Source organism: Microbacterium fluminis, from assembly GCF_051549805.1.
Taxonomy (GTDB): domain Bacteria; phylum Actinomycetota; class Actinomycetes; order Actinomycetales; family Microbacteriaceae; genus Microbacterium.
The window spans coordinates 3,108,065-3,133,564 of the sequence record NZ_CP196042.1 but is presented as its reverse complement, the minus strand read 5'-3'; the positions used below and the strand labels follow the sequence as shown (position 1 = coordinate 3,133,564).

At 72.0% G+C, this 25,500-nt stretch carries 26 protein-coding genes; 13 read left to right on the top strand and 13 right to left on the bottom strand.

Going from position 1 to position 25,500, the window contains the following annotated elements:
* Positions 1–64: 64 nt before the first annotated feature.
* Both ACSJDX_RS15185 and ACSJDX_RS15180 read left to right on the top strand, forming a co-directional pair.
* Positions 65–1,396 carry a hemolysin family protein gene (locus ACSJDX_RS15185; protein WP_438355010.1) on the top strand — a complete coding sequence of 444 codons (1,332 nt, stop codon included), beginning with the start codon at positions 65–67 and terminating at the stop codon, positions 1,394–1,396.
* Positions 1,393–2,457, top strand: a complete 1,065-nt coding sequence (locus ACSJDX_RS15180; protein WP_438353469.1) for a hemolysin family protein — start codon at positions 1,393–1,395, stop codon at positions 2,455–2,457. The genes ACSJDX_RS15185 and ACSJDX_RS15180 overlap by 4 nt, the downstream gene beginning before the upstream one ends.
* Positions 2,458–2,499: 42 nt before the next feature.
* On the opposite strand, the gene ACSJDX_RS15175 is transcribed toward ACSJDX_RS15180, so the two are convergent.
* Entirely contained in the window at positions 2,500–3,564 is a 1,065-nt protein-coding gene (locus ACSJDX_RS15175) for an NADH:flavin oxidoreductase/NADH oxidase (RefSeq protein WP_438353468.1), read from the bottom strand.
* A 64-nt stretch (positions 3,565–3,628) separates the two neighbouring features.
* Between ACSJDX_RS15175 and ACSJDX_RS15170 the strand changes: the two genes are divergently transcribed.
* From ACSJDX_RS15170 to ACSJDX_RS15150, 5 genes are all read left to right on the top strand, one after another.
* Positions 3,629–4,474 carry an ADP-dependent NAD(P)H-hydrate dehydratase gene (locus ACSJDX_RS15170; protein ID WP_438353467.1) on the top strand — a complete coding sequence of 282 codons (846 nt, stop codon included), beginning with the start codon at positions 3,629–3,631 and terminating at the stop codon, positions 4,472–4,474.
* Positions 4,475–4,569: 95 nt separating this feature from the next.
* The gene (locus tag ACSJDX_RS15165) at positions 4,570–5,871 is read left to right on the top strand and encodes a hypothetical protein (RefSeq protein WP_438353466.1); all 1,302 of its coding nucleotides are present in this window, start codon (positions 4,570–4,572) and stop codon (positions 5,869–5,871) included.
* Between the two features lie 26 nt (positions 5,872–5,897).
* Positions 5,898–6,221: a thiamine-binding protein gene (locus ACSJDX_RS15160; protein ID WP_438353465.1), complete on the top strand. Its 324-nt coding sequence runs from the start codon at positions 5,898–5,900 to the stop codon at positions 6,219–6,221.
* Between the two features lie 168 nt (positions 6,222–6,389).
* Positions 6,390–7,538: an MFS transporter gene (locus ACSJDX_RS15155; RefSeq protein ID WP_438355009.1), complete on the top strand. Its 1,149-nt coding sequence runs from the start codon at positions 6,390–6,392 to the stop codon at positions 7,536–7,538.
* Between the two features lie 86 nt (positions 7,539–7,624).
* Complete coding sequence (locus ACSJDX_RS15150; protein ID WP_438353464.1) at positions 7,625–8,344, top strand: NUDIX hydrolase; 720 nt, start codon at positions 7,625–7,627, stop codon at positions 8,342–8,344.
* 57 nt (positions 8,345–8,401) lie between these two features.
* Here the strand turns inward: ACSJDX_RS15150 and metX are convergent, their stop codons facing one another.
* The 3 genes from metX to ACSJDX_RS15135 all read right to left on the bottom strand — a co-directional run bounded on the left by metX (position 8,402) and on the right by ACSJDX_RS15135 (position 12,295).
* Positions 8,402–9,607: a homoserine O-acetyltransferase MetX gene (gene metX, locus ACSJDX_RS15145; RefSeq protein ID WP_438353463.1), complete on the bottom strand. Its 1,206-nt coding sequence runs from the start codon at positions 9,605–9,607 to the stop codon at positions 8,402–8,404.
* Positions 9,608–9,789: 182 nt separating this feature from the next.
* On the bottom strand, positions 9,790–10,809 hold the full coding sequence (locus ACSJDX_RS15140) for a DUF2332 domain-containing protein (RefSeq protein WP_438353462.1): 1,020 nt from the start codon (positions 10,807–10,809) through the stop codon (positions 9,790–9,792).
* 163 nt (positions 10,810–10,972) lie between these two features.
* On the bottom strand, positions 10,973–12,295 hold the full coding sequence (locus tag ACSJDX_RS15135) for a bifunctional o-acetylhomoserine/o-acetylserine sulfhydrylase (RefSeq protein ID WP_438353461.1): 1,323 nt from the start codon (positions 12,293–12,295) through the stop codon (positions 10,973–10,975).
* A gap of 138 nt (positions 12,296–12,433) precedes the next feature.
* Here ACSJDX_RS15135 and ACSJDX_RS15130 point away from each other — a divergent pair, with 138 nt between their 5' ends.
* Positions 12,434–13,213 carry an SDR family oxidoreductase gene (locus ACSJDX_RS15130; protein ID WP_438353460.1) on the top strand — a complete coding sequence of 260 codons (780 nt, stop codon included), beginning with the start codon at positions 12,434–12,436 and terminating at the stop codon, positions 13,211–13,213.
* Between the two features lie 22 nt (positions 13,214–13,235).
* On the opposite strand, the gene ACSJDX_RS15125 is transcribed toward ACSJDX_RS15130, so the two are convergent.
* Positions 13,236–14,723 carry an MFS transporter gene (locus tag ACSJDX_RS15125; RefSeq protein ID WP_438353459.1) on the bottom strand — a complete coding sequence of 496 codons (1,488 nt, stop codon included), beginning with the start codon at positions 14,721–14,723 and terminating at the stop codon, positions 13,236–13,238.
* Positions 14,724–14,763: 40 nt separating this feature from the next.
* Between ACSJDX_RS15125 and ACSJDX_RS15120 the strand changes: the two genes are divergently transcribed.
* The gene (locus ACSJDX_RS15120; RefSeq protein WP_438353458.1) at positions 14,764–15,474 is read left to right on the top strand and encodes a uracil-DNA glycosylase; all 711 of its coding nucleotides are present in this window, start codon (positions 14,764–14,766) and stop codon (positions 15,472–15,474) included.
* Positions 15,475–15,484: 10 nt separating this feature from the next.
* Positions 15,485–16,114, top strand: a complete 630-nt coding sequence (locus ACSJDX_RS15115; RefSeq protein ID WP_438353457.1) for an N-acetyltransferase family protein — start codon at positions 15,485–15,487, stop codon at positions 16,112–16,114.
* Here the strand turns inward: ACSJDX_RS15115 and ACSJDX_RS15110 are convergent.
* From ACSJDX_RS15110 to ACSJDX_RS15075, 8 genes are all read right to left on the bottom strand, one after another.
* Positions 16,111–16,434, bottom strand: coding sequence for a protealysin inhibitor emfourin (locus ACSJDX_RS15110; RefSeq protein WP_438353456.1), 324 nt, complete (start codon positions 16,432–16,434; stop codon positions 16,111–16,113). The two genes, ACSJDX_RS15115 and ACSJDX_RS15110, sit on opposite strands and share 4 nt — an antisense overlap.
* Complete coding sequence (locus ACSJDX_RS15105; protein WP_438353455.1) at positions 16,415–17,488, bottom strand: M4 family metallopeptidase; 1,074 nt, start codon at positions 17,486–17,488, stop codon at positions 16,415–16,417. Before ACSJDX_RS15105 ends, ACSJDX_RS15110 begins: the two co-directional genes overlap by 20 nt.
* 104 nt (positions 17,489–17,592) lie before the next feature.
* Positions 17,593–18,396, bottom strand: coding sequence for an ABC transporter ATP-binding protein (locus ACSJDX_RS15100; RefSeq protein WP_438353454.1), 804 nt, complete (start codon positions 18,394–18,396; stop codon positions 17,593–17,595).
* Complete coding sequence (locus ACSJDX_RS15095; protein ID WP_438353453.1) at positions 18,393–19,181, bottom strand: ATP-binding cassette domain-containing protein; 789 nt, start codon at positions 19,179–19,181, stop codon at positions 18,393–18,395. Before ACSJDX_RS15095 ends, ACSJDX_RS15100 begins: the two co-directional genes overlap by 4 nt.
* Positions 19,178–20,011: an ABC transporter permease gene (locus ACSJDX_RS15090; RefSeq protein WP_438355008.1), complete on the bottom strand. Its 834-nt coding sequence runs from the start codon at positions 20,009–20,011 to the stop codon at positions 19,178–19,180. The genes ACSJDX_RS15095 and ACSJDX_RS15090 overlap by 4 nt, the downstream gene beginning before the upstream one ends.
* Positions 20,012–20,064: 53 nt before the next feature.
* Complete coding sequence (locus ACSJDX_RS15085; protein ID WP_438353452.1) at positions 20,065–21,018, bottom strand: ABC transporter permease; 954 nt, start codon at positions 21,016–21,018, stop codon at positions 20,065–20,067.
* 10 nt (positions 21,019–21,028) lie between these two features.
* On the bottom strand, positions 21,029–22,537 hold the full coding sequence (locus ACSJDX_RS15080; RefSeq protein ID WP_438353451.1) for an ABC transporter substrate-binding protein: 1,509 nt from the start codon (positions 22,535–22,537) through the stop codon (positions 21,029–21,031).
* A gap of 147 nt (positions 22,538–22,684) precedes the next feature.
* Positions 22,685–23,641, bottom strand: a complete 957-nt coding sequence (locus ACSJDX_RS15075; protein WP_438353450.1) for an alpha/beta fold hydrolase — start codon at positions 23,639–23,641, stop codon at positions 22,685–22,687.
* Positions 23,642–23,767: 126 nt separating this feature from the next.
* Here ACSJDX_RS15075 and ACSJDX_RS15070 point away from each other — a divergent pair, with 126 nt between their 5' ends.
* The 3 genes from ACSJDX_RS15070 to ACSJDX_RS15060 all read left to right on the top strand — a co-directional run bounded on the left by ACSJDX_RS15070 (position 23,768) and on the right by ACSJDX_RS15060 (position 25,499).
* The gene (locus tag ACSJDX_RS15070; protein ID WP_438353449.1) at positions 23,768–24,244 is read left to right on the top strand and encodes a carboxymuconolactone decarboxylase family protein; all 477 of its coding nucleotides are present in this window, start codon (positions 23,768–23,770) and stop codon (positions 24,242–24,244) included.
* The gene (locus ACSJDX_RS15065) at positions 24,241–24,960 is read left to right on the top strand and encodes a tyrosine-protein phosphatase (protein ID WP_438353448.1); all 720 of its coding nucleotides are present in this window, start codon (positions 24,241–24,243) and stop codon (positions 24,958–24,960) included. Before ACSJDX_RS15070 ends, ACSJDX_RS15065 begins: the two co-directional genes overlap by 4 nt.
* A gap of 77 nt (positions 24,961–25,037) precedes the next feature.
* The gene (locus ACSJDX_RS15060) at positions 25,038–25,499 is read left to right on the top strand and encodes an SIP domain-containing protein (RefSeq protein ID WP_438353447.1); all 462 of its coding nucleotides are present in this window, start codon (positions 25,038–25,040) and stop codon (positions 25,497–25,499) included.
* Position 25,500: the final 1 nt, after the last annotated feature.

Here is a 25,500-nt window from a genome sequence, read left to right as displayed (position 1 = left end):
ACGACCCTCCCAGTAGACCCACGCCCCACGATCCCGCACCCCGCTCGAAGGGGGGTGATGCGTGATGGACTACGTCATGCTGGGCGTGGGGCTGCTGCTCACGATCGGTACCGGCCTGTTCGTGGCGAGCGAGTTCGCGCTCGTCAACCTCGACCGCGCCGACCTGGAGGCCCGTCGGGAGGCGGGTGAGACCCGGCTGTCGCTGACGATCAGCGCGCTGCGGATCACCTCCACGCATCTGTCCAGCGCGCAGCTGGGCATCACACTGACGACGCTGCTCACCGGTTACACGATGGAGCCTGCGATCTCGAACCTGCTGCGGCCGGTGCTGATCTCCTGGGGCTGGCCGGAGGGGTTCGCGAGCCCGTTCGCGGTGTTCTTCGCGATCACCTTCGCCACCGTGCTGTCGATGATCCTCGGCGAGCTCGTGCCGAAGAACTTCGCGCTCGCGGTGCCGCGGCAGACCGCCAAGCTGGTCATCCCGTTCCAGACCGCGTTCACCGTGGTGTTCCGTCCCGCGATCGCCGTGCTCAACGGCAGCGCCAACGGGGTGCTGCGCCTCATGGGCATCGAGCCCAAGGAGGAGCTGTCCGGCGCGCGCACGGCCGAGGAGCTCTCCAGCCTCGTGCGCCGCTCCGCGAGCGCGGGCGTGCTCGAGGAGGACACCGCGTCGCTGCTGGATCGCACGCTGACCTTCGCCCGACTGTCGGCGGCCGATGTGATGACCCCGCGCCCCAGCATCCACGCCCTCTCGGTCGACGACTCCGCGGAGGACGTGATCCAGCTCGCGCGCCGCACCGGTCACAGCCGGTTCCCCGTGTACGCCGACTCGATGGACGACATCACCGGCATCGTGCACCTCAAAGCCGCCGTCGGCGTGCCGCGCGAGCGCCGCGCCGAGGTCCCCGCCGCAGCGCTGGCGAGCGAACCGCTCCGCGTCCCCGAGGCCGTGCACCTCGACGCCCTCATGTCGGAGCTGCGCGCGCGCGGCTATCAGATGGCGATCGTGGTGGACGAGTACGGCGGCACCGCGGGCGTCGTCACCCTCGAAGACCTCGTGGAGGAGATCGTCGGGGAGGTGCTCGACGAGCACGACCGGCGTCGCGCCGGCATCGTGCGCACCTCCGACGGCGTCGTCTTCCCCGGCGAGCTGCGACCCGACGAGCTGCGCGACCGCACCGGCATCCGCATCCCCGAAGGCGACGTCTACGACACCGTCGGCGGCTACATCATGAGCGTGCTCGAGCGCATCCCCACCACCGGAGACACCCTGCAGATCGACGACGGCACCATCGAGGTGCAGCGCATGGACGGCCGCCGCGTCGACCGCGTGCGCTTCACGCCCCAGCCCGTGCCGGAAGGCGCGGCCGCGAGCGAAGGGGGTGAGCGTCGATGAACGATTGGGCCGGAATCGCCTGGCTGTTCGTGCTGCTCATCGCCAACGCCTTCTTCGTCGGCGCGGAGTTCGCCGTCATCTCGGCCAAGCGCTCGCAGATCGAGCCGCTCGCCGAGAGGGGCTCGCGGGCGGCCAAGACCGCGCTGTACGCCATGGAGCACGCGACCCTCATGCTCGCCACGAGCCAGCTGGGCATCACGATCTGCTCGCTGCTGATCCTGAACGTCTCCGAGCCGGCGATCCACCATCTCCTGGAGGTGCCGCTGGGTCTCACCGGGATCTCGGAGGAGGCCGTCGGCATCGCCGGGTTCGTCATCGCGCTGCTGCTGGTGTCGTACCTGCACGTGGTGTTCGGCGAGATGGTGCCGAAGAACCTCGCGTTCTCGGTGCCCGATCGCGCGGTGCTGATGCTCGCGACGCCGCTGGTGTGGGTGTCGAAGCTCTTCTACCCGGTCATCGCGGCGCTCAACTGGATCGCGAACCACGCGGTGCGGCTGTTCGGCGTCGAGCCGAAGAACGAGGCCGCCTCGACGTTCACGCTCGACGAGGTCGCCACGATCGTCAACCAGTCGCGCATCGAGGGCGTGCTCGACGACGCGTCCGGTACGCTGTCGGCCGCGCTGGAGTTCACCGACAAGAAGGCCAAGGACGTCGCGGTGCCGCTCACCGGCCTGGTGACCCTTCCCGCGCGCACGACGCCGGACGAGATCGAGCGGGCCGTGGCCAAGCACGGCTTCTCGCGCTACGTGATCGTCGACGAGACGGGGCTGCCGGTCGGCTACGTGCACCTGAAGGACATCCTGCGGGCCACGGAGGGACCGGATGCCGCGACCGACGTCGCTCGTCCGCTGCCGCCCAAGCGCATCCACCACATGGTGCCGGTGCTCGAATCCACCGACCTCGAGGACGCGCTGGCCCTGATGCGCCGCGCCGGCCGTCACCTCGCTCAGGTCCGGGACCGCGACGGCGTCATCACGGGCGTGCTGTTCCTGGAGGACATCATCGAGGAGCTGGTCGGCGAGGTGCAGGACGCCACCCGCCGCGGCCCGCTCGGGCGCTGACGCGCACGGCCCCGACCCTTGCCGGGTCGGGGCCGTCGCGGTTCAGGGGCGGGCGCGGAGGTACTGCGCCGGCCAGTAGTCCAGCTCGACGCCCAGCTCGCTCGCGGCGCGGAGGGCGAAGTGGGGGTCGCGCAGCCACTCCCTCCCGGCGAGGATCATGTCGGCGTCGCCGTCGGCCAGGATCTGCTCGGCCTGCGCCGCACCGGTGATGAGACCCACCGCACCGACGGGTGCGCCGGTCGCACGGCGCACCTCGGCGGCCAGTCCCACCTGGTAGCCGGGGAACGTCTCGATGCGCTGCGCGGCGACGAGCCCGCCGCTGGAGATGTCGAACAGATCCGCGCCGGCCTCGGCCGCCCAGCCGGCCACGGTGGCGACCTCGGCGACGTCGAGCCCGCCGTCGGCCCAGTCGGTGGCCGAGAACCGCACGAGGAGCGGCGCGGCGGGCGCGGCATCCCGGATCTCCCGCACGATGCGCAGCAGCAGCCGGGAGCGGTTCTCGAGCGATCCGCCGTAGGCGTCGGTGCGGTGATTGGACAGCGGCGAGAGGAACTCGTGCAGCAGGTAGCCGTGGGCGGCGTGGATCTCGAGCACCTCGAACCCGGCATCGAGCGCGCGGCGGGCGGCGGCGGCGAAGTCGCTCGCGACCCGGTCGATCCCGGCCTCGTCGAGCGCCGTCGGGGCGTCGAAGCCGTCGTACGCTATCGCCGACGGTGCGACCGTCTGCCATCCGCCGTCGGCGGGGGGCACGGATCCACGGCGGTCGGTCAGCGGCGACCAGGTCGACGCCTTGCGCCCGGCGTGGGCGAGCTGGATGCCGGCGAGGGCTCCGCGGGCGCGCACCGCCGCGGTGATCGGACGCCACGCGTCGCGCTGCGCGTCGTTCCAGATGCCGACGTCGTCGGGCGAGATCCGCCCCTCGGGCGAGACCGCGGTCGCCTCGGCGATCACGACGCCGGCACCCCCGGAGGCGAACTGCGCGAGGTGCGTGTGATGCCACTCCTGCGGCACCCCGTCGACGGCGCTGTACTGGCACATCGGGGCGACCCACAGGCGGTTGCGCGCGGTCAGGCCGCGCAGGGGCAGGGGCGAGAACAGGGTGCTCACAGGACTCCGTCGGGGTTCGCCGCCGCGCGGAGGAGCGTATGCGCCGCGGGGCTATCGTGAGGTCATGGCGGACCGATGGACCTCGGCGGACGCGGGACGCGCCCTGCGGATGCCAACCGACGACGACGACAAGTATTCCCGCGGGGTGCTGGGCGTGCGCACCGGTTCCGACGCGTACCCGGGCGCCGCGGTGCTCGGGGTCGAGGCGGCGTGGCGCACGGGCCTCGGCATGGTGCGCTACCTGGGGCCGCCGCATCCGTCGTCGCTTGTGCTGGCTCGCCGGCCCGAGACGGTCACCGCCGACGGGCGCGTGCAGGCCTGGCTGATCGGCTCGGGCACCGACGCGGCGCAGCGGACGGATGCCGAGACCGCCGCGCTGCGCGCCACGCTCGCCGGTGATCTTCCCGTCGTGGTCGATGCGGGAGCGCTCGACCTCGCGGTGGGCGCGCCGGCGCCGCGCATCGTCACACCGCACGCGCGCGAGCACGCGCGACTGCGGTCCGCTCTGGGACTGGATCCGGATGCCTCCGCCGCCGGCGAGGACGCCCGGTCGGCTGCCGCGCGAGAGACCGCCGTCGCCCTCGGTGCCACGGTGCTCCTGAAGGGTGCCGTCACGATCGTCGCCGCTCCCGACGGATGGACCGCCCGCGTCGAGGCGGGTACTCCGTGGCTGGCGACGGCCGGCACCGGCGACGTGCTCGGCGGCGTGCTCGGCGCGCTCGTCGCCGCGGCGGGGGCCGGGGGCGACACCGACCTCGCACCCCTCGCCGCCACCGGCGCGTGGCTGCACGGACGCGCGGCGCGGATCGCCGCCGAACGCGGCGGCGGGGGACGGACGATGCCGATCACCGCGCTGGACGTCGCCGAGCACCTGCCGTTAGCGGTCGCCGAGGCGCTCGCCGCACGCTGATCGCGCCCGCCCGAGCCGTCGATCCAGGGGGAGCGCAGCATCCGTTCACAGGGTTCCCCGAGGCGCGCCGGAACCCGGCACCCTACAATCGGAGGGTGTCGAGGCGGGCGGTGCTCTGGATCGCGTTCGTGCTGGTGCACGTCGGGGTGGCAGTGCTCGGCTGGTACCAGCCCAACGCGCCGATGGGCGACGTCTATCTCGTCTACGAACGGTGGTCGACCGCCTGGATGAACGGCGGGTACATCGACCCGTCCACCTATGGGTTCGCGCGCTCGCAGGAGTACGTCGGCTTCGTCGGCATCGACGTGGCGTGGGTGTACCCGCAGCTGGCGATCATCCCGATGCTGCTCGCCCGCCTGTTCATCGGCATCGACGGCTACACCCCGGCATGGGCCATCCTCGTCACGATCATCGACGCGCTCGCCTTCGCGGTGCTGGTCGGCCGGGGCCGCTCCCGCGGTCGCGTGACCGGCGCGTGGTTCTGGCTCGCGTTCATCGCGCTGATCGGTCCGATCGGCCTGTACCGGCTCGACACCGTCACGGTCGCGCTGGCCATCGCCGGCGGTCTGTGGCTCGTCGGCCGGCCGTGGCTCGGCTCGGCGCTGCTGGCGGTCGGCGTGTGGATGAAGGTGTGGCCGGCGGCGATCATCGCCGCCGCGGTCATCGCCCTGCGCCGTCGCTTCGCCGTCATCGGCGGCGCCCTGGCCGTCACCGTCGTGACGGCCGCCACCGTGGCGATCGCGGGCGGCGGCAGCCATCTGCTCGGATTCGTCGGCGATCAGACCGGCCGAGGTCTGCAGATCGAGGCGCCGGTGAGCACCTTCTACCTGTGGCGGTCGGCGCTGATGCTGCCCGACTCGGCGGTCTACTACAACCCCAACATGCTCACGTTCGAGGTGAGCGGTCCGATGCTCAACGAGGTCATCGCGATCATGACGCCGCTGCTCGTGCTGGTGATGGCGTCGGTGGCCGGCCTCGGCGCGTACAAGGTGTGGCGCGGAGCATCCTTCGCCCGGCTCTTCCCGCCGCTGGCGCTCGCCCTCGTGCTCGGCTTCATCGCCGTCAACAAGGTCGGCTCGCCGCAGTACCAGGTGTGGATCGTCGCTCCGCTCGTGCTCGGCCTGGTGCTCGATCGGCGCCGGTGGGCGCTGCCCTCGCTGCTCGGCCTCGTCATCGCCCTGCTGACGCAGATCGTCTACCCGCTGATGTACGACGGGCTCATGCTCACGCACCCCTACGTCGTGCCCACGCTCATGCTGACGCTGCGCAACATCGCCGTGGTCGCCCTGTTCGTGTGGACCGTGGTGATCCTCGCCCGGGTGCCCATGCATCGGCGCGTGCGCGCGGCATCCGCGTCGCCCGTCGCTCCCGCCGTGGCGCTCGCCGACGGTCACTGACGTCCCCCTCACTCGGAGGTATCCGCATGCTCGTCGCGTTCTCGGTGGCACCCAGCGGCACGGGCCGCGCCGACGGCTCGGTGCACGACGCGGTCGCCGCCGCCGTGCAGGTCGTCCGCGATTCGGGCCTGCCGAACCGCACCACCTCGATGTTCACCGAGATCGAGGGGGAGTGGGACGAGGTGTTCGACGTGGTCCGGCGGGCGACCGACGCGGTCGCCCCGTTCGGCTCGCGCGTCTCGCTCGTGCTGAAGGCCGACATCCGCCCCGGCTACACCGGCGAGCTCGACGCCAAGATCGACCGCCTCGAGGCCGCGATCGACGCGGCGGGCGACGACCTGTCGGCCTGATCCACGCGACACGGCGACCGCGGAGCGAGATCCCGGCGCGCGGTTCGAATCGATTCGCCCGGATGCCTCGCCCGCACGTAGCATGAGGGTGTGACCTCCTCGATCTCCTCGAGGGGGGCGGCGACGAGGGCGCTCCTCTCCCTCGCCATCGGCAGCTTCGGCATCGGCATGACCGAGTTCGTCGTGATGGGACTGCTGCCGAACATCGCGCGCGACCTGCTCCCCGTCGCATGGTCGACCAACCCGGACGACGCCATCGCCCAGGCCGGCTGGCTCATCTCGCTGTACGCGCTCGGCGTCGTCGTCGGCGCCCCCACGATCGCCGGCTCCGTCGCGCGGTTCCCCCGGCACCGGGTGATGATCGCGCTCGCTGCCGCGCTGGCGCTGTTCACCGCCCTGACCTGCATCGCTCCGACGTTCGAGCTGGTGGCGGCGTCCCGCTTCCTCGCCGGGCTCCCGCACGGGGCGTTCTTCGGCATCGGCGCGCTCGTGGCCGCCGACGTGCTGGGCCCGGGCAAGCGCGCCAAGGGCGTGGCGTTCGTGCTCACCGGGCTGACCGTCGCGAACGTGGTGGGCGTGCCTCTGGGCACGTTCCTCGGCCAGCAGTTCGGGTGGCGCGCCGCGTTCGTCGTGGTCGCGGGCGTGTTCGCGCTCTCGACGGTCTGCATCGCCCTGTTCGTTCCGCGGCACGCGGGCGAGCCCTCGCGCATGCTGCGTGCCGAGCTGCGCGTGTTCCGCCTCGGGCAGGTGTGGCTGACGCTGGCGATGGGCGGCATCGGCTTCGGCGGATTCTTCGCGGTGTACAGCTACGTCGCGCCGATCGTGACCGAGGTCGCCGGATCACCGGAGTGGGCGGTGCCGATCGTGCTGGTGCTGATCGGCGTGGGGATGACGATCGGCAACCTGCTCGGCGGGCATTTCGCCGACCTCAGCCTGCGCCGCACGATCTTCGTCGGGCTCGCCGCCCTCGCCGTCGTGCTCGCCGCCCTCGCTCTGACCGCGCAGTGGATCGTCGCTCTGGCGTTCTTCGCGTTCCTGGTGGGGCTGGTCTCGGCGGTCCTCAGCCCCGCCTTCCAGACGCGGCTGATGGACGTCGCCGAGGACAACCAGTCGATCGCGGCCGCCCTCAACCACTCCTCGCTCAACGTGGGCAACAGCCTCGGTGCGCTCCTGGGTGGCACGGTGATCGCCCTCGGGTGGGGGTTCGCCGCGCCGTCGTGGGTCGGCGTCGCCCTCACACTCGCCGGGCTGGCGTTCGCGGCGGTCAGCTATGGGGTCGAGGCGCGCTCGCATCGGGCGGTCGCCGTGCCGGCCTGAGCCGGACGCCTCTCGCGGCGTCGGGGCTGCGCCGTGCGATCGCCGTGCGATCGCCGTGCGATCGCATCGGGTCGTAGAGTCGGACGATGCACGACGACGTCGCACCCCGGCGCGGGGCATCCGCTCCTCCTGTCCCGGAGGTTCCCGACCTCCCCGTCGCGGCGACCGTGATCCTGGTCCGCGACAGCGCGGAGGGTCCCGAGGTGCTGCTGATCGAGAGGCCCGATCGCGGCTCGTTCCCGGGAGCGTGGGTGTTCCCCGGCGGCAAGGTGGAGGAGTCGGATGCCGCGGGGCTGACGCCCGACGCATCGGAGTCCGACATCGCCCGTGCCGCGGGGGTGCGCGAGACGCGCGAGGAGACCGGCCTCATCGTCGACGGCGCCGACCTCGTGCTGCTGTCGCGGTGGGAGCCGCCGGAGGACGTGCCGGTGCGCATCCGGACGTGGTTCCTGGTCGGGCGGGCGCCGGCGGGTGAGATCACCCTGCAGCCCGCCGAGGCGGTGTCGTCGCAGTGGATCCGCCCCGCCGATGCGCTGGATGCCCACGGGCGCGGTGAGCTCGTGCTGTACCCGCCCACGTGGGTGACGCTGTCCGGCCTCGCCGACCCGCTCGACGCCGATGGCCTGCTGGCCGCGGCGCGCCTCGGCGGGATCGCGATCTTCGCGACCCGTCTGCGCCGCACCGACACCGGATCGCTCCTGCTGTGGAGCGGCGACACCGACTACGACCCCGAGACCACCGCGCCGCAGGCCCGGCACCGGCTCGACACGACCGCGCTGCCGTGGGTGTACACGCGGCACGGGTGACCGACGACGGATGCCTCGCGCCGAGGCATCCGCTCCGCTGCCGGTGCCGCCGGGACGTCAGGGCTCGAGCAGGCGACGCAGGTGCAGGCCGACGGCGGCGGTCTCGATGAGGAAGCCGTCGTGGCCGAAGTCGCTCGCGAGCACGACGGCCCTGTCGCCGTCGAGAGTGCGCGGGATCGACCGGGCGATGCGGTGCTGTCCGTCGATCGGGAAGAGACGATCGGTGTCGATGCCGAGCACGAGGGCTGTCGCGGTCACCCGCTGCAGGGCCTCCTCGACGCCGCCGCGGTCGCGACCGACGTCGTGCGAGTTCATCGCCTCGACCACCCGGATGTAGCTGTTCGCGTCGAAGCGGCGGGTGAACTTGTTGCCGTGGAAGTCGAGGTACGACTCCACCGCGAAGCGCCCGCCACGCCCGAGCGGGCTCACGCCCGACTGCCACGACCGCGAGAAGCGGGCGTTGAGCTCGTTCGGGCTGCGGTAGTTCAGCAGCGCCATGCGCCGCGCGAGGGCGAGGCCCCGATGCGGTCCGTCGCCGTCGCCGGCGTCGTAGTACTCGCCGCCCTGGAAGCGGGGGTCCATCTGGATCGCCGCGAGCTGCACCGAGTTGAGGGCGATCTGGTCGGCCGTGTTGACGGGCGGCGCCGACAGGATGGCGACGCGCGCGACGCGCTCGGGGGAGCCGACCGCCCACTCCAGCGCATGCATCCCGCCCATCGATCCGCCCACGACCGCCGCCCACACCCCGATGCCGAGTGCGTCGGCGAGACGCTCCTGCGCGGCGACCTGGTCGCGGATCGTGAGGTAGGGGAAGCGCGCGGCCCACTCGTAGCCGTCGGGCGCGACGCTCGCGGGGCCGGTCGACCCCTGGCATCCGCCGAGCATGTTCGGAGCGACGACGAACCAGCGGTCGGTGTCGATCGGCGCGCCGGGCCCGACGATGTCGTCCCACCAGCCGGCGGTCGGATGCCCCGGCCCGGCGGCGCCGCGCACGTGGCTGTCGCCGGTGAGCGCGTGCAGGATGAGCACGGCGTTGTCGCGCGCCGCGTTCAGCTCGCCCCACGTCTCGAACGCCACCCGTACTCCGGGTAACTCCTGCCCGCCCTCGGTGCGGAAGGCGCCGAACGCCGCGAACCGGCGGTCGCCGACCGGGTCGCCGTCGCGCCATGCCCCCGTGACCGGCGGCCGCCCCAGCAGCAGGCGGGCGTCCGCCTCCGTCACCGGTGCCGACGGCACGGTGTCCTCGGAGGTCTGCCAGTCCATCCCCCCATTCTCCCCGCCCCGGGTCCTCTTCCCGCCCACTGTTACACCTCCCCTCCGAGCCTTCTCCCTCGTCCATCGCCCGTGCGAGGGACGAGAGCCCTCCAGATGCACGGGACATCGCGGGGGCTCTCGTACAGCTCACGGGCGATGGACGCCCGGCGGCGGTGCGGGAGGGGAGGTGGTCAGCGAGCGAAGGGGCGGGTCTCGTAGACGGCGCCGTGCTGGCCGGCCAGGGCCACGGGCACCGCGTCGACGGTCTGCACGAAGCGCTGCGACGAGTCGAGGGACGCCGGGAGCCGGGCGTCGATCTCGGGCAGCGTGCCGGCCACCTCGTTCGACAGCCACACGACGCGGCGGCCGATCGCGGCGCCGAGACCGCCGACGAGGTCGGCGAACCGGCGCCGCTGCGCGGCGTCGAGGTAGAGCAGAACAGCGCTGTGGAACACGACCAGGGTGGCCTCGGACGGGGCGTCGCGCGCGGCATCCGTCAGCACCTCCAGGATGTCGCCGCGCACGATCTCGGGACGCTCCGCGGCCACGATCGCGGCCGCTCCGCGCAGCCGCGCCACCCGGGCGTCGTGGTCGGGTCCGGGCCACACCAGCGTCGCCAGCCATGCGACGGCGTCGGGGTCGGCGGCGTCGATCGGGTCCAGGTCGATCCCGCGTCTCCACACGATCTCGGGCATCCGCTCCGGGACGGATGCCTCGTCGTCGACCGTGCACGCCAGGGCGAACGTCGTCGGACCGGCGACGGGGTCGACCCGGAGCCGGCCCGACGGCGTCGAGTAGTCGACGCTGTAGCGGTCGGGGTAGAGGCACAGGCCCGCCGCGGTCCCGGTCTCCAGCAGCGCGACCGGCCCGTCGATGCGGGACAGCACGGGCAGCAGCGTCGCGCAGCGGTTGGGCTCGTTCGTCTGGGTCGAGCGGGTCTCGGTGATCGCCACCACGGCATCCCAGTGCGCCGCGAGCCACGACCCCCACGATGCGTACGGCACCAGATCGCAGCCCGCCCACCGTGCCGCGGCGAAGACGAGGTTCGGCTGCTGCAGACGTCGGGGGAGAGCCGCGATCCGCGCCACCGCGGCGGGGTCGGCGGCGATCCCGGTCGCCCAGTCCTCGAACAGCGGAGACGTCCCGTGCGCCCACCGCCGGCCGAAGTCGTCGTAGACCGCTGCCACGCGCTCGTGCTCGTGCTCGCTCATGGCCCCACGATACGACGGGGGTTCTGCGGAGATCCGTCGTTCTGAGGACGAATCCTGCCGATCCGTCCTCAGAACAAGAGATCTCCTCACATCGGACAGGGAACGACGGATGCCTCGTCCCGCGCGCGGCGGGACGAGGCATCCGTTCGATCGGCGAGCCGGGTCAGGCCCGGGCGGCCTCCGAGACCTCGCGCGCGGCGGCGAGCGCCTGCTCGAGGTCGGCCTTGAGGTCGTCGATGTTCTCGAGTCCGACCGACAGGCGCACGAGACCCGGCGTGACACCACTGGTGAGCTGCTGCTCGGGGGTCAGCTGCGAGTGCGTGGTGGAGGCGGGGTGGATCACCAGCGAGCGCACGTCGCCGATGTTGGCGAGGTGGCTGAACAGGGTCAGGCTGTCGACGAAGGCTCGGCCGGCGCCGACGCCTCCCTTGAGCTCGAACGACAGCACCGCGCCGACGCCCTTGGGGGCGTAGGTGTTCGCCGCGGAGTACCAGGGCGAGGTGGGCAGGCCCGAGTAGTTCACGGTGGCGACGTCGTCGTGGTTCTCGAGCCACTCGGCGATCTCCTGCGCGTTCTGCACGTGACGCTCGATGCGCAGGGACAGCGTCTCGATGCCCTGGATGAGCAGCCACGCGCTCTGCGGCGAGATGGCGGCACCGAGGTCGCGCAGCAGCTGCACGCGGGCCTTGATGATGTACGCCAGGCCGTCGCCGACGGCCGTCGTGTACGACGCGCCGTGGTACGACGGGTCGGGCTCGGTGAGGCCGGGGAACTTCTCGACGTTCTGCGACCAGGCGAAGGTGCCGCCGTCGACGATGACGCCGCCGATCACGGTGCCGTGGCCGCCGAGGAACTTCGTCGCCGAGTGCACGACGATGTCGGCGCCGTGCTCGAACGGCTTGATGAGGTAGGGCGTCGCGATCGTGTTGTCGACGATGAGCGGCACCCCCGACGCGTGGGCGACGTCGGCGACCGTGCGGATGTCGAGCACGTTGATCTTCGGGTTGCCGATCGTCTCGGCGAAGAAGAGCTTCGTGTTCGGGCGCACCGCGCGACGCCACTCCTCGGGGTCGTCCTGGTTCTCGACGAACGTGGTCTCGATGCCGAGCTTGGCGAGGGTGTACTTGAAGAGGTTGTAGGTGCCGCCGTAGATCGACGACGACGAGACGATGTGGTCGCCCGCCTCGGCGATGTTGAGCACCGCGAACGTCTCGGCCGCCTGGCCCGACGCGACCAGGAGCGCACCGGTGCCGCCCTCGAGCGCGGCGACGCGCTGCTCGACGACGTCCTGCGTCGGGTTCTGGATGCGCGTGTAGATGTTGCCGAACTCCGCCAGTGCGAAGAGGTTCGCGGCGTGGTCGCTGTTGTCGAACACGTACGACGTGGTCTGGTAGATCGGCGTCGCGCGCGCCTTGGTCACCGGGTCGGGCTGCGCGCCGGTGTGGATCTGCTTGGTCTCGAAACGCCAGTTCTCGGGTGCCGACATGGTGTGCTCCTGCAGTTCGCTGCTCCGCTCGCGGTCACGGCGGGGATGATGCGAGAGTACGGATGCCTCGCACGCCCGACAACGGTCGGGAAATGTTGCGTAACCTGGCCTGCGTCGCCGCGTGGGTAGCCTGGAGGCATGGCGAACAGGCGTGCAGTCGTGACCGGTGCGAGCTCGGGGATCGGCGAGGCGACGGTGCGTGCGCTGCGCGCAAGCGGGTGGGACGTCGTGGGCACCGCCCGGCGGGCCGATCGCCTGGACGCGCTCGCCGCCGAGACCGGCGCCCAGGTGTTCGCCGCCGACCTCACCTCCGCCGCCGACGTGGACGCGCTCGCCGCGTGGCTGGAGTCGACCGGACCGGTGCACGCCCTCGTCCAGGTGGCCGGAGGAGCACTCGGCACCGACCGCATCGAGGACGGCGATCCCGCGGGGTGGCAGTGGATGTTCGACGTCAACGTCCTCGCGGCGCAGCGGATGGTGGCCGCCCTCCTCCCGCAGCTGCGGGCCGCGGCATCCGACGGCGGTCATGCCGACACCCTCTTCGTCACCTCCACCGCCGCGTTCACGGCCTATCCGGGCGGCGGCGGATACGCGGCGGCCAAGGCGGCGGAGGCGATGATCGCGCACGTGCTGCGGCTCGAGCTCAACGGAGAGCCCATCCGCGTGACCGAGGTCGCGCCGGGCATGGTCCGCACCGAGGAGTTCACCCTCAACCGACTGGGCGGAGACGCGGATGCCGCGGCGCAGGTCTACGACGGGGTCGAGCACCCCCTCGTGGCCGACGATGTCGCGGACGTGATCGCGTACGCCCTCAACGCCCCCGCGCACGTCAACCTCGACCTCATCACGATGCGTCCGGTGGCGCAGTCCGCGCAGCACCTGCTCGCCCGGGGCCCGCTGCGCGTGCGCACCGTCTGATCTCCGTTCGTACGACCAGGGTTCACACGACGGGGGCGCCCCCCGGTGCCTCCTCGGCCGACGGCGCCTCGTCGGCGAACGCGACCTTCGGCACGAAGAACAGCAGCACGGCGGCGATGAAGCCGCCCACGGCGCAGATCGTCCAGACGGCCATGTACCCGCCGAGGGACGCGGCGGTCTGACCGGCCACCGCACCGACGCCGGCCGCGAGCACCACGCCGAAGATCGCGGACGCGAAAGTGCCGCCGATCGTCTTGGTCGTGTTCGTGAGCGCCGAGGCGATGCCGGTCTGCCCGCGCGGGGCCGCGGCCGCGGCCGCCGCCGGAAGCGCCGCCACCAGCGCGCCCGAGCCGAGACCGGCGATCCCGAGGTTCAGCAGCACCTGCCACAGCTCGACGTGGAACGGCAGGAAGAGCAGGTACCCGACCCCGACGAGGGCGGACGCGACGATCAGGATGCCGCGGGGCGGTGCCCGACGCGACGTCACCGCGAACAGCACCGCGCCCACGATGAGCGAGACGAGGTAGACGCCGATCACGTTCGAGCGCTCGGTAGCGTCCAGGCCGAGACCGTAGCCGAGCGAGGAGTCCGTGCCGGCGTAGGTCGAGAGCGGCCCCTGCGCCCCGAGCAGGCTGATGCCCACCAGGGCGGCGGTCGCCTGCACGGGCCACATCTCGGGGCGCCGCAGCACACGGATGTCGACGGCCGGGTCGGGCTGGCGGAGCTCGAACCGCACGAACCAGACGATCGTCGCGAGACCCGCCGCCAGCAGCACCCACGTCCACACGAACCCCGGGCCGTTGAGGCGCAGGAACGTCAGCGAGCTGGTCACCAGCAGCAGCGCCATCGCGAGGATCGCGAACCCGGCCGTATCGAGGCGCCGGCCGGGCAGCGGCTCCGATTCGGGCACCCCCAGCCAGATCACGACGGCGATCAGCGTGACCGCGATCGCAGGCACCATGAGGGTTCCGGTGAGGTCGCCGGTGGCCGCGAAGATGCGTCCCGCCGCGAGCGCCCCGGTGATGGCACCCGCCTGCAGCCCGACGACGAGGAGTCCGGCCGCACGCCGTGTCATCGACACCCCGCGCGCCTGGCGCCTGCCACGCTCGAAGATGAGGGCGATCTCCAGCGGCAGCCAGACGACGTAGAAGCCCTGCAGCGCCCAGGCGATGAGGAACGTCCAGAACGACCCGGCGAACACCAGCCACCAGCTCGCCCCCGCGGTGAGGACGGCCGCGATCAGCAGGATGCGCTTGTGCCCGTACATGTCGCCGAGCTTGGCGAGCACGGGCACGACGAGCGCGGAGAGCAGCAGCTGCGCCGCCTCGAACCAGTTCACATCGGCGTCGTGGATGCCCAGGTGCACGACGATGTCGCTGAACAGCGGCACGTAGTACCCCTGCAGGATGCCGCTGGTGAGCTCGACGAGGACGAACCAGCCGATCAGCCCCGCCGTGATCCCCAGGGCGGAGCCTCGGAGCCGGTCTGCGGCGGCGGAGGCGCGTGACACGTTCGCGAGACTAACACCGCTGCGCCCCTACCCTGGGAGCATGGCGAAGTCCCTCTCCGAACTGGCCGCGGCCGGTCTGATCGACGAGGGCTGGGCCGAAGCGCTCACCCCGGTCGGCCCCGACATCGCGGCGCTCGGCGACCGGCTGCGCACGGAGGTGGCCGAGGGCCGCCACTACCTCCCCGCGGGCGATCGCGTGCTGCGGGCGTTCTCCCGTCCGCTCGACGACGTGAAGGTGCTCATCGTCGGGCAGGATCCCTACCCGACCCCGGGGCATCCCATCGGACTGTCGTTCGCGGTCGAGGGCCATGTGCGGCCCCTGCCGCGGAGCCTCGCGAACATCTACCAGGAGCTGCAGGCCGATCTCGGCATCCCGCCCGCCCCGCACGGCGACCTCTCGGCGTGGAGCGACCAGGGCGTTCTGCTCCTGAACAGAGTGCTCACCGTGACGCCCGGTGTCTCGGGATCGCACCGGGGCTGGGGGTGGGAGAAGGTCACCGAGCACGCGATCCGCACCCTCGTCGCACGGGATCGGCCGCTCGTCGCGATCCTGTGGGGGAGGGATGCCTCGAACCTCCGTCCGATGCTGGGCGCGACGCCGATCGTCGAGTCCGCGCACCCGTCGCCGCTGTCGGCGCACCGCGGCTTCTTCGGATCGAAGCCGTTCTCGCGCGCGAACGACCTGCTGGTCGCGCAGGGCGCGGCGCCGGTCGACTGGGCGCTTCCCGCCGAGCCGTCGCCGCGCGCGTAGGCTCGTCGTCATGCTGGAGGAGGAGTACCAGAAACGGCGCGTGCTACCGCGCCATCTGCGTCGCACCGCGCCCGAGGAGGGTCCGTTCACCTACGCGATCCGGCGGGCCGAGGAACGCGACATCCCCGACATCCGCGAGATCTACAACTATTACGTCACCAACTCGGTGGTGACGTTCGACGAGAAGAAGTGGACGCTCGCACAGTGGCGCGAGAAGTTCCTCTACCTCCAGAAGCTGTCGCTGCCGTTCCTGGTGGCCGAGTCGCCCGGCGGGCACGTGCTCGGCTATGCCCTGGTGCAGCCGATGTCGTCGAAGTCCGCATACCGCTACAGCGTCGAGAACTCGATCTATCTCGGACATGCCGCGGCCGGCAAGGGTCTCGGCCGGGCGATGCTGGTGGCGCTGATCGAGGCGTGCGAAGCGGCCGGGATCCGCGAGATGGTGGCCGTGATCAGCGACAAGGGCGCCGAGGCATCCGTCGCCCTCCACGAGAAGCTCGGCTTCGTCGAGGTCGGCCGCATGGGCCGGGTGGGATTCAAGTTCGGGCGCTGGCTCGGCACGATCTACCTGCAGAAGCACCTCAAGCCCCGCAAGGTCCGACGCAGCCTCTTCGGCCGCTCCGCGCCCGCGGACGACTAGGTCGCCGACGCGTTCTGCACCTCGTCGACGAGCGTTCGCCACGGACCGGCGACGGCCTGGTCGGGAAGCTGCGCCTCGCGGCGCTCCTCACCGCATCGCGCGTCGATGCGCCAGACGTATCGGTCGGCGCCGCGCGAGGCGCTCACCGTGACATCCCACGGGCAGTCCTCGATGAGGGTCACCCAGCGCTCCTCCTCGTCGGCGGGCGCCTCGGCCGACCACTCCTTGCGCAGCCCCGCGATCCCTCCGGTGCGGGTGACGGTCACGACGATGACGGATGCCGCAGCATCCGTCCGCTCGTCATCGCTCGGTGAACGCATCCTCCACGACGCCGACGCCCGCCCACCCGGCGCGGACGGCGTCGACCACCTCCGATTTCTCACCGTACTCCGCGGCCGCCGCGGCGAGGGTGGCCCGCGCGAACGCGGCGAAGTCGGCGGTGGGCGGCAGGTCGCCGGTGATCGTGCGGTACCAGACCAGCCCGGCGCGCTCCCAGGCGTTACCGCCGAGGGCGGTGGCGACGAGGTAGAAGGCGCGGTTCGGGATGCCGGAGTTGATGTGCACACCGCCGTTGTCGTCGTCGGTGTGCACATACCCGTCCATGTGCGCGGGCTGCGGATCGCGGCCGAGCACCGGGTCGTCGTAGGCGGTGCCGGGCGCCTTGAGGGAGCGGAGGGCGACACCCTTCACGTTCGGGGCGAAGATGCCCGCGCCGATCAGCCAGCCGGCCTCGGCAGCGGTCTCGTTGCGCGTGTACTGCTCGGCGAGGGCGCCGAACACGTCGGAGAGCGACTCGTTGAGGGCGCCCGGCTGGCCCTGGTACTCGAGCCCGCCCTCGTGCTCGGTGATGCCGTGGGTGAGCTCGTGCGCGATGACGGTGAGCGAGGAGGTGAACCCGATGAACACCTCGCCGTCGCCGTCGCCGAACACCATGCGCTCGCCGTTCCAGAAGGCGTTGTCGTAGTCGCGGCCGTAGTGCACCGTCGCCAGCAGCGGGGCGCCGGCGCCGTCGATGCCGTCGCGGCCGTACGCGTCGGAGTAGAAGTCGTGCGTCTGGCCGAGGCCGTCGAACGCCTGGTCGACCGCGGCGTCGCCGGTGGGCGGGTCGTCTTCGCGGCGCACCGTCGTTCCGGGGAGCTTCTCGGTGTTCTGCGCGTCGGAGATCGTGCGGTCGGCGGCCGGGACGCTCTCGACCACCAGCGTGCCCGGCTCGACGATCGACAGGCGCACGCGCGAGCGCTGCGGCCGGATCTTGCGGTCGGTGGCGAGCGTGGCCTGCGCGGCCGCCGAGGCGCGGGCGAGCGCCGGCTCCTGGGCGGCGGCGAGGCGGGCCAGGAGGTAGGGCGGGATGATCCCGTGCGGCGCGTGCGTCATGTCTCCGAGGCTAACCCCGGCGCCCGACATCCGTCCCGGCCCGTCCGCGGATGTTCACCGGGCTCTCACCCGTCGCAGCGGGGTTCGGCCGCGAGCCGCCGGGGTCAGGGACCGGGGTCGATGGTGGGGATGGAGGACAGCAGGCGGCGGGTGTAGGCCGCCTGGGGCTGCAGCAGCACCTTCTCGGTCGGGCCGGCCTCGACGATGCGGCCCTCGTTCATCACGACGACCTCGTCGCACAGGTTCTGCACGACGCCGATGTCGTGCGACACCAGCACGAGCGTGAGCCCTTCGCGGCGTCTCAGCTCGCCGAGCAGCCCGAGGATCTGGGCGCGCACCGTCACGTCGAGGGCCGAGAGCGGCTCGTCGCCGACCAGCAGCGAGGGACGGTGCACGATCGCCCGCGCCAGCGCGATCCGCTGCCGCTGCCCGCCGGAGAACTCGTGCGGGTGGCGGCCGGCGACCTCGGCGTCGAGCCCGACGTCCTCGAGGGTCTCGCGCACGCGCGCCCGGCGGTCGCCCTCGATGCCCAGCGCCCACAGGGGCTCGCCGACGATGCGCCCGATGCTCATGCGCGGGTCGAGCGACGCGTACGGATCCTGGAAGACGATGCCCGTCTCGCGGCGCAGCCAGTGCAGCGACCGTGCACTCGCCCGCGCGTCGACCGGCCGCCCGCGGAACTCCACGTCGCCCGTCGTCGGCACGTCCAGCGCCAGCAGCAGCCGGATCAGCGTCGACTTGCCCGAGCCCGACTCGCCGATGATCCCCACCGCCGATCCCTCGCGCACGTCGAGATCGGCGTCGATCAGCGCGTCGGCGTAGTGCGTGCGCTCGAAGAACGAGGAGCGGGGAAGCGGATGCCTCCGGCCCAGCCCGCGCCCGCGCAGCAGCACTCCGTCGCCGCTCATGCGATCCCCTCCGGGCGCCACAGCGTGGCGGAGGCATCCCGCAGCAGTCCCCGCGTCACCTCGGACACGGGCGCGGTGAGCAGCGTGCGGATCGGGGCGTCCTCCACCACCCTCCCGTCCTCGAGGACGACGCCGTGCGTGGCGATCTGCGACAGCACGGCGAGGTCGTGCGTGATGAAGACGAGCGACATGCCCGCATCGTCGACGAGTCCGTGCAGGAGGCGGAGGATCTCGGCCTGGATCGTCACGTCGAGGGCCGTGGTCGGCTCGTCGGCGATCAGCAGCCGCGGGCGGCAGGCGAGGGCCATCGCGATCGCGACCCGCTGACGCTGTCCGCCCGAGAGCTGGTGGGGGTAGCGATCGACGATCCGCGCCGGGTCGGGGAGCGCCACCCGCTCGGCCTCGGCGATCGCGCGGGTGCGCGCCTCGGCGCGACCGACCCGCTCGTGGATGCGCACCGACTCGGCGATCTGCCGTCCGACGGTGCGGATCGGATTGAGCGCCGTGCGCGGCTCCTGGAACACGATGCCGATCTCGTCACCGCGCAGGCCGGCGAGTTCCCGGTCGGGCAGGCCGAGCAGCTCGCGCCCGTTCCAGCGCACGCTGCCGCCGCAGGTCGCGCCGTCCGGGAGCAGGCCCAGGATCGCCAGCGCGGTGAGCGACTTGCCCGAGCCCGATTCGCCGATCAGGCCGACGCGGGCGCCGTCGGGAACGGCGAACGAGACGCCGTCGACCACGCGGCGGCCGTCGATGTCGACGGTGAGACCCTCGACCTCGAGACTCATGCCACCACCCCCGGCACGTGCGCGCGCTCGCCGCCGTGGCCGCGGCGGCGTCCGCGCGACAGCGTCGGGTCGGTGGCCTCGCGCAGCCCGTCGCCGAGCAGGTTCAGTCCCAGCACCGTGACGGTGATGGCCAGCCCGGGCCAGATCACCGAGAGCGGATGCACCCCGATGTACTTCTGCAGGTCGGACAGCAGCAGCCCCCACGAGGGCTCCGTGACCGAGGCGCCGAACCCGAGGTACGACAGTCCCGCCTCGGCGAGCACCGCGACGGCCATCGCCCACGACAGCTGCACGATGAACACCGGCGCGACGTTGGGCAGCAGGTGACGCCACAGCGTCTGCGCGGGCGTCAGCCCCGAGGCGCGGGCGGCGAGCACGAAGTCGGCGTGCAGCACGCGGCGCAGCTCGGGCCGCGTGACGCGCGCGATGCTCACGCCGAACCCGATGCCGACGGCCCAGATCACCACCCACAGCGAACGCCCCCACACGGCGGCGATCATCGTGGCGATGATCAGCACAGGGAAGGCGATCAGGATGTCGACCAGCACCGCGACCGATTCGCGCAGCCATCGCGCCGTCAGCGCGCCGAGCGCGGCCAGCGCGATCCCGATCACCGTGGCGATGATCCCCGAGCCGACCGCGACGAAAACGGTGGTGCGGGTTCCGGCCATGAGCAGGCTCAGGATGTCGCGCCCCGAGGCATCCGTCCCCAGCAGGTGCGGCCAGCCCGGCGGCAGCCATCGCGCCGACACGTCGACCGAGATCGGGTCGAACGGCGTCCACACCAGCGCGACACCGGCCGTGACCACGATCACCGCGACCACGAGCATCCCGAACCGACCCGTGCCGGTGCCCCACAGGCGGCCCAGCCACCCGCGAGACCTCACGAGGACACCTCCCGCTGGCGGGGGTCGATCACGCGGTGGAGGAGGTCGACGGCGAAGCCGACGACGAGCACGAAGCCGGTGAGCACGAGGAGCTCGCCCTGCACCTTCGGGAGGTCGCGGCGGGCGACGTCCTCGACGAGCATGCGCCCGACGCCGGGGAGGGTGAACAGCTGCTCGATCACGACCGCGCCGACGATGATCCCCGCCACCTGCAGTCCGAGCACCGTGATGACAGACAGCCCCACGTTCGGCAGTCCGTGGCGGATGAGCGCCGCGGCGCGCGTGAGGCCCTTCGCCGCCGCGGTGCGCACGTAGTCCTGCCCGACCGCCTGCAGGGTCGCGCTGCGCACGAACCGCAGCAGCATCGCGCCCTCCACCACCCCGATCGTCACGGCGGGGAGGATCAGCGACCGCAGGGCGTTCGCCGGGTCGGCCCAGCCGTCGCGCGGGAACCCCTGCGCGGGGAGCCAGCCCAGCCACACCGCGAAGACGACCACGAGCATCATCCCCGCCCACACCACCGGCACCGCCGCGAGTCCCTGCGAGACGACGCTCAGCGTCGTGCCCGACGCGCGGCCCCGGCGCATCGCCGACAGCACCCCGAACGGCACGGCGATGAGGATCGCGACCGTGAGAGACAGCATCCCGAGCGGGATCGTCACCTGCGCCTTCTGCGCCAGCTCGTCGGCCACCGAGGTGCCGGTGATGAGCGAGGCGCCCAGGTCTCCGCGGAGCACCCCGCCGATCCAGCCGAGGTACTGCGCGATGAGCGGCTCGTCCAGCCCCAGCTGCGTGCGGATCGCCGCCACCTGCTGCGGCGTGCCCTCGGTGCCGGCGATCAGCTGCGCGACATCGCCGGGCAGCACCCGCAGCGAGAGGAAGATCAGCACGCTCGCGACGAGGAGGCCCACCACCAGCAGGGCCAGCCTCGTCAGCGCGTAGCGGATCACGCCCCGAACGCTACTTGGTGACCGTCACACCGGCCAGACGCAGGCGGGAGTTGATGGAGTCCACCGGGAAGCCGGCCACATTCCCCTGCACGGCGGTGATCGTCGCGGAGTTGTAGAGCCAGTCGGCGGCGCTGTCCTGGGCGACGATCTTCGCGGCCTGGGCGAGCAGCTTCGCCGACTCGCCCTCGTCGGTGGTCTGCACGGCCTCCTTGTAGAGCTTCTGCACCTCGGCGTTGTCGTAGCCGAAGTAGTAGCCCGGATTGGCGAAGTTGCCGAAGTCGCGCGGCTCGACGTGCAGCACGAAGCTGAGGTCGTAGTCGTGGTTGGTGTAGACGCTCTTCAGCCACGTCGGGAAGTCCACCGAGTTCACCTTCAGCTCGACGCCGATCTTGTCGAAGTCCGAGACCAGCACCTGCGGCACGGTCGTGCCGTAGAAGCTCGGGATCGTGAGGGTGAGCGACAGGTTGGACTGACCGGCGTCGGCCAGCAGCTGCTTGGCCTTCTCGGGGTCGTACGTGATGGTCCCGGAGAGATCTTCGTAGCCCGGGTCGAGCGCGGGGATCGGACCGTACATGGTCGAGCCCGCGCCGATCGCCTTCACGAGGTCGTCGTGGTTGATCGCACGGCGCAGCGCCTCGCGCACCCGCTGGTCGTCGAGGGGCGCCTTGGCGTTGTTGAAGGCGAGGGTTCCCTTGTCGGTCGTCTTGCCGGTGGTGAGGTGGAATCCCTGCGCGCCGTCGAGCTGCGGGGAGAGGGTGGGATCGACGGCGGTCAGCACGTCGACGCTGCCGGCCAGCGCGGCGTTCACGCCCGCCGTGAAGTCGGGGATGTACTGCAGGATGACGGATGCCACGCCCGCCGGGTTGCCCCAGTACTTGTCGTTGCGGGTCAGCTCGATGCTGTCGCCCTGGTTCCAGCGCTTCAGGGAGAACGGGCCGGTGCCGTTCTCGGCGGTCTTCAGATCGGTGGTGTCCCCGGCCTTGAGCACCAGGCCCGCCGGCCCGGTGAGGGCGAACAGCAGATTCTGGTCGGGGGCGGTGAGGGTGATCACGACCTTGTCCGTGCCCTGCGCGACGATCGTCGAGACCCCGGCGAGATCGGCGTGGCCGATGACGGTCGCGTCGTCCTTGACCTGGGTGAGCGAGGACACCACGTCCTCGACGGTGAGCGGCTGGCCGCCGTGGAAGGTGACGCCCTGCGCGATCGTGAAGGTGTAGGTCAGCCCGTCGGACGAGACCTGGTGATCCGTGGCGAGACCGGCCTCGATCTTGTTGTCCTGCGTGCGGCTGACCAGGCCCTCGTACACGTTCCCGATGAGCGCCTGCTCGAGCGCGGCACCGCTGGTGTGGCGGATGTCGAGGTTCGACGGCTCGAGCACGAGACCCACGCGCAGCGTGGCATCCGGATTCGGCTCCCCGGTCGCCGACGGCGTGGACGACGATCCGCCGGTGCAGGCGGTGAGTGCGAGCGCGGTCGCCGCCAGGAGCGCGGTGGCGGCGAGGGTGATCCGGCGGGGCATGGGGGTCCTTTCGCAGGGCGCGGCATCCGTCCATGTATCGGGGATGCCGGTCGAGAGACGACTCGAGGTGCGCGTAACAGCCTAGAGTCCGGGATCGTGGCCTACTGTGCTCGCTACACGCAACGCAACAGAAGTGTTAACCCTTCCTCACGGGCGGTCGGCGAGTGCGTGAACACGACGGGCGAGGTCGAGCGGCTGCTCCTCCTGCACGTTGTGCCCCGAGGGGACGGTCGCGACGACGGCGTCCGGCAGGCGCCGGGCGAACTCCGCCGCGTCGTCAGGGGTGACGTAGCCGTGGTCGCCGCGCACGAGGGTGAGCGGCGCCCGCACCCCCGCGAGATCCTCCCAGCCCGACGCGCCGAGCACGGCGGCGACTGCGTCCTGACGGGCGCCGGCCCGCGCCGCCCGCGCGGGGTCGGCGGCCATCGCCGCGGCCAGGTGCGCGAAGTGGTGCTTCCATTCGACGCGCCCGTCGGGACGCACGCGCGAGTTGAGGAACACGCCGCGCTCGGCCGCACGGCGGCTGCCGCCCAGCCCGAACGCGAGCGCGCGGTCGACGAGCTCGTCGCGCGTGGCCCAGTCGGTCGGCCCGGCGAAGAACTCCCGGATCTGCGTCGGTCCGGCGTTCGGGTCGACCCCGGGGGTGATGTCGATCACCATCAGCTCCCGGACCAGATCGGGGCGGGATGCCGCGACCGCCGCGGCGGTGAGGGCGCCGAGCGACTGACCGACCAGCACCTGCGGCGCGTCGGTCCATGCATCCATGCCGATCGCGACGTCGGACGCGAGCGGCCGTGCCACGTACGCCGCGTCCTCGCGCCAGGACGAGTCGCCGTGGCCGGCGAGGTCGATCGCGAGGGCGGGGAGGCCCAGCGCGAGGATCGTGGTGTCCCACGTGTGGGCGTTAAGGCCCGCGCCGTGCAGGAACGTCACCACCGGGGCCGCCCCGGGGGTGTCGGCGGGCGCCCAGCGCAGCGCGCTCAGGGTGCGCCCGTCCGGAAGGGCGAGCGACACCCGCTCGCCGTGGGGGAGCGATCCGTCGAGGCCGTTGTCGGCGGCCTGGTCGGGCAGGAACGAGAACTCGTCGAATTCGGTGTCGGTCACGCGGCATCCTCGGGGTGACGGGGTGGGAAGGCATCCATTCTCCTCGTCTGCGGCGGCCGGGCGTGCACGTGCGTCGACCCCGGACACGGGAGCCCCGCGCGCAGCACGCCTGGTTAGGCTGACGACATGAGCGAAGAACGCCGCGTGCACCTGTCCCGCTCCGCCCCGGACGCCTACCGGGCGCTGGAGGCGTTCTCCAAGACCGTGGGTGCGCTCGCCGCCGCGAACGGGATCGACGACCGCCTCAAGGAGCTGGTGCAGATCCACGCGTCCCAGCTGAACGGCTGCGCGTTCTGCGTGCGGGTGCACGTCGACCGCGCCGTCGCGGCCGGTCTCGGCATCGACGAGATCACGCAGCTCGCGACCTGGCGCGAGTCGGGCGTCTTCACCGAGCGCGAGCGCGCGGCGCTGGAGCTCACGGAGTCCTTCACCTTCATCTCGGAGGAGGGCGTCCCGGACGGCGTGTACGACCACGTCGGCGGCATCCTGAGCGAGCAGGAGTACGTCGCCCTGAGCTGGATCCTCGTGTCGATCAATGCCTTCAATCGGGTGGCGATCGCGGGTCGCTATCCCGTCCCGGCGCGGCAGGAGACCTCCGCGTGACGGATGTCTCGCTCGTACCCGGAGCGCTGAACTTCCGCGACATCGGGGGACTGCCTGCCGGCTCCGGGCGCACGAGGTCGGGCGTGCTGTTCCGCTCGGGGCACCTCGGGCAGCTCGACGATGACGGCACCCGCGCGGTGGGTGCGCTCGGCATCCGTCGCATCATCGACCTGCGCGATGACGACGAGGTGCGGATCTCGCCGAGCCGCGTCGACGGACTCGACCTGCAGACGCAGCGCGTGCCCCTGTTCGTCGGGTCGATCGCGTCGTTCTTCGAGCGCGACGCGTCGCTCGAGTCCTTCTATCGGTCGCTCGTCGACGATTCCGCGGAGAAGGTGCTCGCGGTGGTCCGCGGAGTCCTCGCCGACCAGCCCGTGCTGGTGCACTGCGCGGCGGGCAAGGACCGTACGGGGGTGACCGTCGCCCTCACCCTGAGCGCGGCCGGTGTCGAGCGCGAGGCGGTGGTGGAGGACTACGCCCGCACCGAGCGGTTCATGCCCGAGTCGAGGAATCGCGCCATCATCGCCCGGCTGCGCGCGGTGCACCCCGAGGCGCAGCACCTCGAGGAGCTCACGACGCGCTCGCCGGCGCCCGTGATGGCGGGGCTGCTCGCCGACCTCGACGCGCGCTACGGCTCTCCTGCCGACTACCTCCGCGCGCACGGTCTCGGCGACGACGAGGTGGCAGAGCTGCGCCGCGTGCTCGTGCACGACTGAGAGAACGCCGAGCGATCACCCAGGGAGTGGCGGCAAGGTTAGGCAACCCTTCACTCGGGCGTATAGTGGAGGACGCCATGACCTCCGCCGACCACAACGCCAGCGCCTGCCGCGCGACGCGCCACACGCGCGTGCAGCAGCTCATCACCGCCGACGAGCACTCGCTCGCCGAGCTCGAGGCGCTGCTGGCGACGCTCCCGATCTGCTCGACGGGCCGCGTCTTCGTCGAAGTGCCGGATGCCTCGTGGATCGGTCGCATCGACGCGCCCGTGCGCATGGTCGTGACGTGGCTCGACCGCTCCGCCCGCACCGGCGCCCCCGGCACCGGTCGTGCGTGCGCACCCGGCGACGCGCTGTCGCGCGCGGTCGCGGCCTGGGCGGGCGAGATGCTCTGCGGGGGCGACGACCGCACCCGCATCACGCTGCTCGGCGGCTATCTCGGCACGGCCGACATCGTCGACCACCTCACCGTGCACCTCGGCGTGCCGGCCGACGGCATCCACACCCCCGAGCGCTTCGGGCTCGCCACCGCGCGCTGAC

What these genes read in the sequence shown, in the direction of transcription:
- ACSJDX_RS15080 (WP_438353451.1), bottom strand. Translation starts at nt 22,537, where the DNA reads ATGCCCCGCCGGATCACCCTCGCCGCCACCGCGCTCCTGGCGGCGACC.
- ACSJDX_RS15095 (WP_438353453.1), bottom strand. Translation starts at nt 19,181, where the DNA reads ATGAGTCTCGAGGTCGAGGGTCTCACCGTCGACATCGACGGCCGCCGC.
- ACSJDX_RS15135 (WP_438353461.1), bottom strand. Translation starts at nt 12,295, where the DNA reads ATGTCGGCACCCGAGAACTGGCGTTTCGAGACCAAGCAGATCCACACC.
- ACSJDX_RS15105 (WP_438353455.1), bottom strand. Translation starts at nt 17,488, where the DNA reads ATGACGCACGCGCCGCACGGGATCATCCCGCCCTACCTCCTGGCCCGC.
- ACSJDX_RS15155 (WP_438355009.1), top strand. Translation starts at nt 6,390, where the DNA reads ATGACCGAGTTCGTCGTGATGGGACTGCTGCCGAACATCGCGCGCGAC.
- ACSJDX_RS15120 (WP_438353458.1), top strand. Translation starts at nt 14,764, where the DNA reads ATGGCGAAGTCCCTCTCCGAACTGGCCGCGGCCGGTCTGATCGACGAG.
- ACSJDX_RS15070 (WP_438353449.1), top strand. Translation starts at nt 23,768, where the DNA reads ATGAGCGAAGAACGCCGCGTGCACCTGTCCCGCTCCGCCCCGGACGCC.
- ACSJDX_RS15100 (WP_438353454.1), bottom strand. Translation starts at nt 18,396, where the DNA reads ATGAGCGGCGACGGAGTGCTGCTGCGCGGGCGCGGGCTGGGCCGGAGG.
- ACSJDX_RS15150 (WP_438353464.1), top strand. Translation starts at nt 7,625, where the DNA reads ATGCACGACGACGTCGCACCCCGGCGCGGGGCATCCGCTCCTCCTGTC.
- ACSJDX_RS15170 (WP_438353467.1), top strand. Translation starts at nt 3,629, where the DNA reads ATGGCGGACCGATGGACCTCGGCGGACGCGGGACGCGCCCTGCGGATG.
- ACSJDX_RS15110 (WP_438353456.1), bottom strand. Translation starts at nt 16,434, where the DNA reads ATGCGTTCACCGAGCGATGACGAGCGGACGGATGCTGCGGCATCCGTC.
- ACSJDX_RS15115 (WP_438353457.1), top strand. Translation starts at nt 15,485, where the DNA reads ATGCTGGAGGAGGAGTACCAGAAACGGCGCGTGCTACCGCGCCATCTG.
- ACSJDX_RS15140 (WP_438353462.1), bottom strand. Translation starts at nt 10,809, where the DNA reads ATGAGCGAGCACGAGCACGAGCGCGTGGCAGCGGTCTACGACGACTTC.
- ACSJDX_RS15160 (WP_438353465.1), top strand. Translation starts at nt 5,898, where the DNA reads ATGCTCGTCGCGTTCTCGGTGGCACCCAGCGGCACGGGCCGCGCCGAC.
- ACSJDX_RS15180 (WP_438353469.1), top strand. Translation starts at nt 1,393, where the DNA reads ATGAACGATTGGGCCGGAATCGCCTGGCTGTTCGTGCTGCTCATCGCC.
- metX (WP_438353463.1), bottom strand. Translation starts at nt 9,607, where the DNA reads ATGGACTGGCAGACCTCCGAGGACACCGTGCCGTCGGCACCGGTGACG.
- ACSJDX_RS15060 (WP_438353447.1), top strand. Translation starts at nt 25,038, where the DNA reads ATGACCTCCGCCGACCACAACGCCAGCGCCTGCCGCGCGACGCGCCAC.
- ACSJDX_RS15090 (WP_438355008.1), bottom strand. Translation starts at nt 20,011, where the DNA reads ATGCTCGTGGTCGCGGTGATCGTGGTCACGGCCGGTGTCGCGCTGGTG.
- ACSJDX_RS15185 (WP_438355010.1), top strand. Translation starts at nt 65, where the DNA reads ATGGACTACGTCATGCTGGGCGTGGGGCTGCTGCTCACGATCGGTACC.
- ACSJDX_RS15130 (WP_438353460.1), top strand. Translation starts at nt 12,434, where the DNA reads ATGGCGAACAGGCGTGCAGTCGTGACCGGTGCGAGCTCGGGGATCGGC.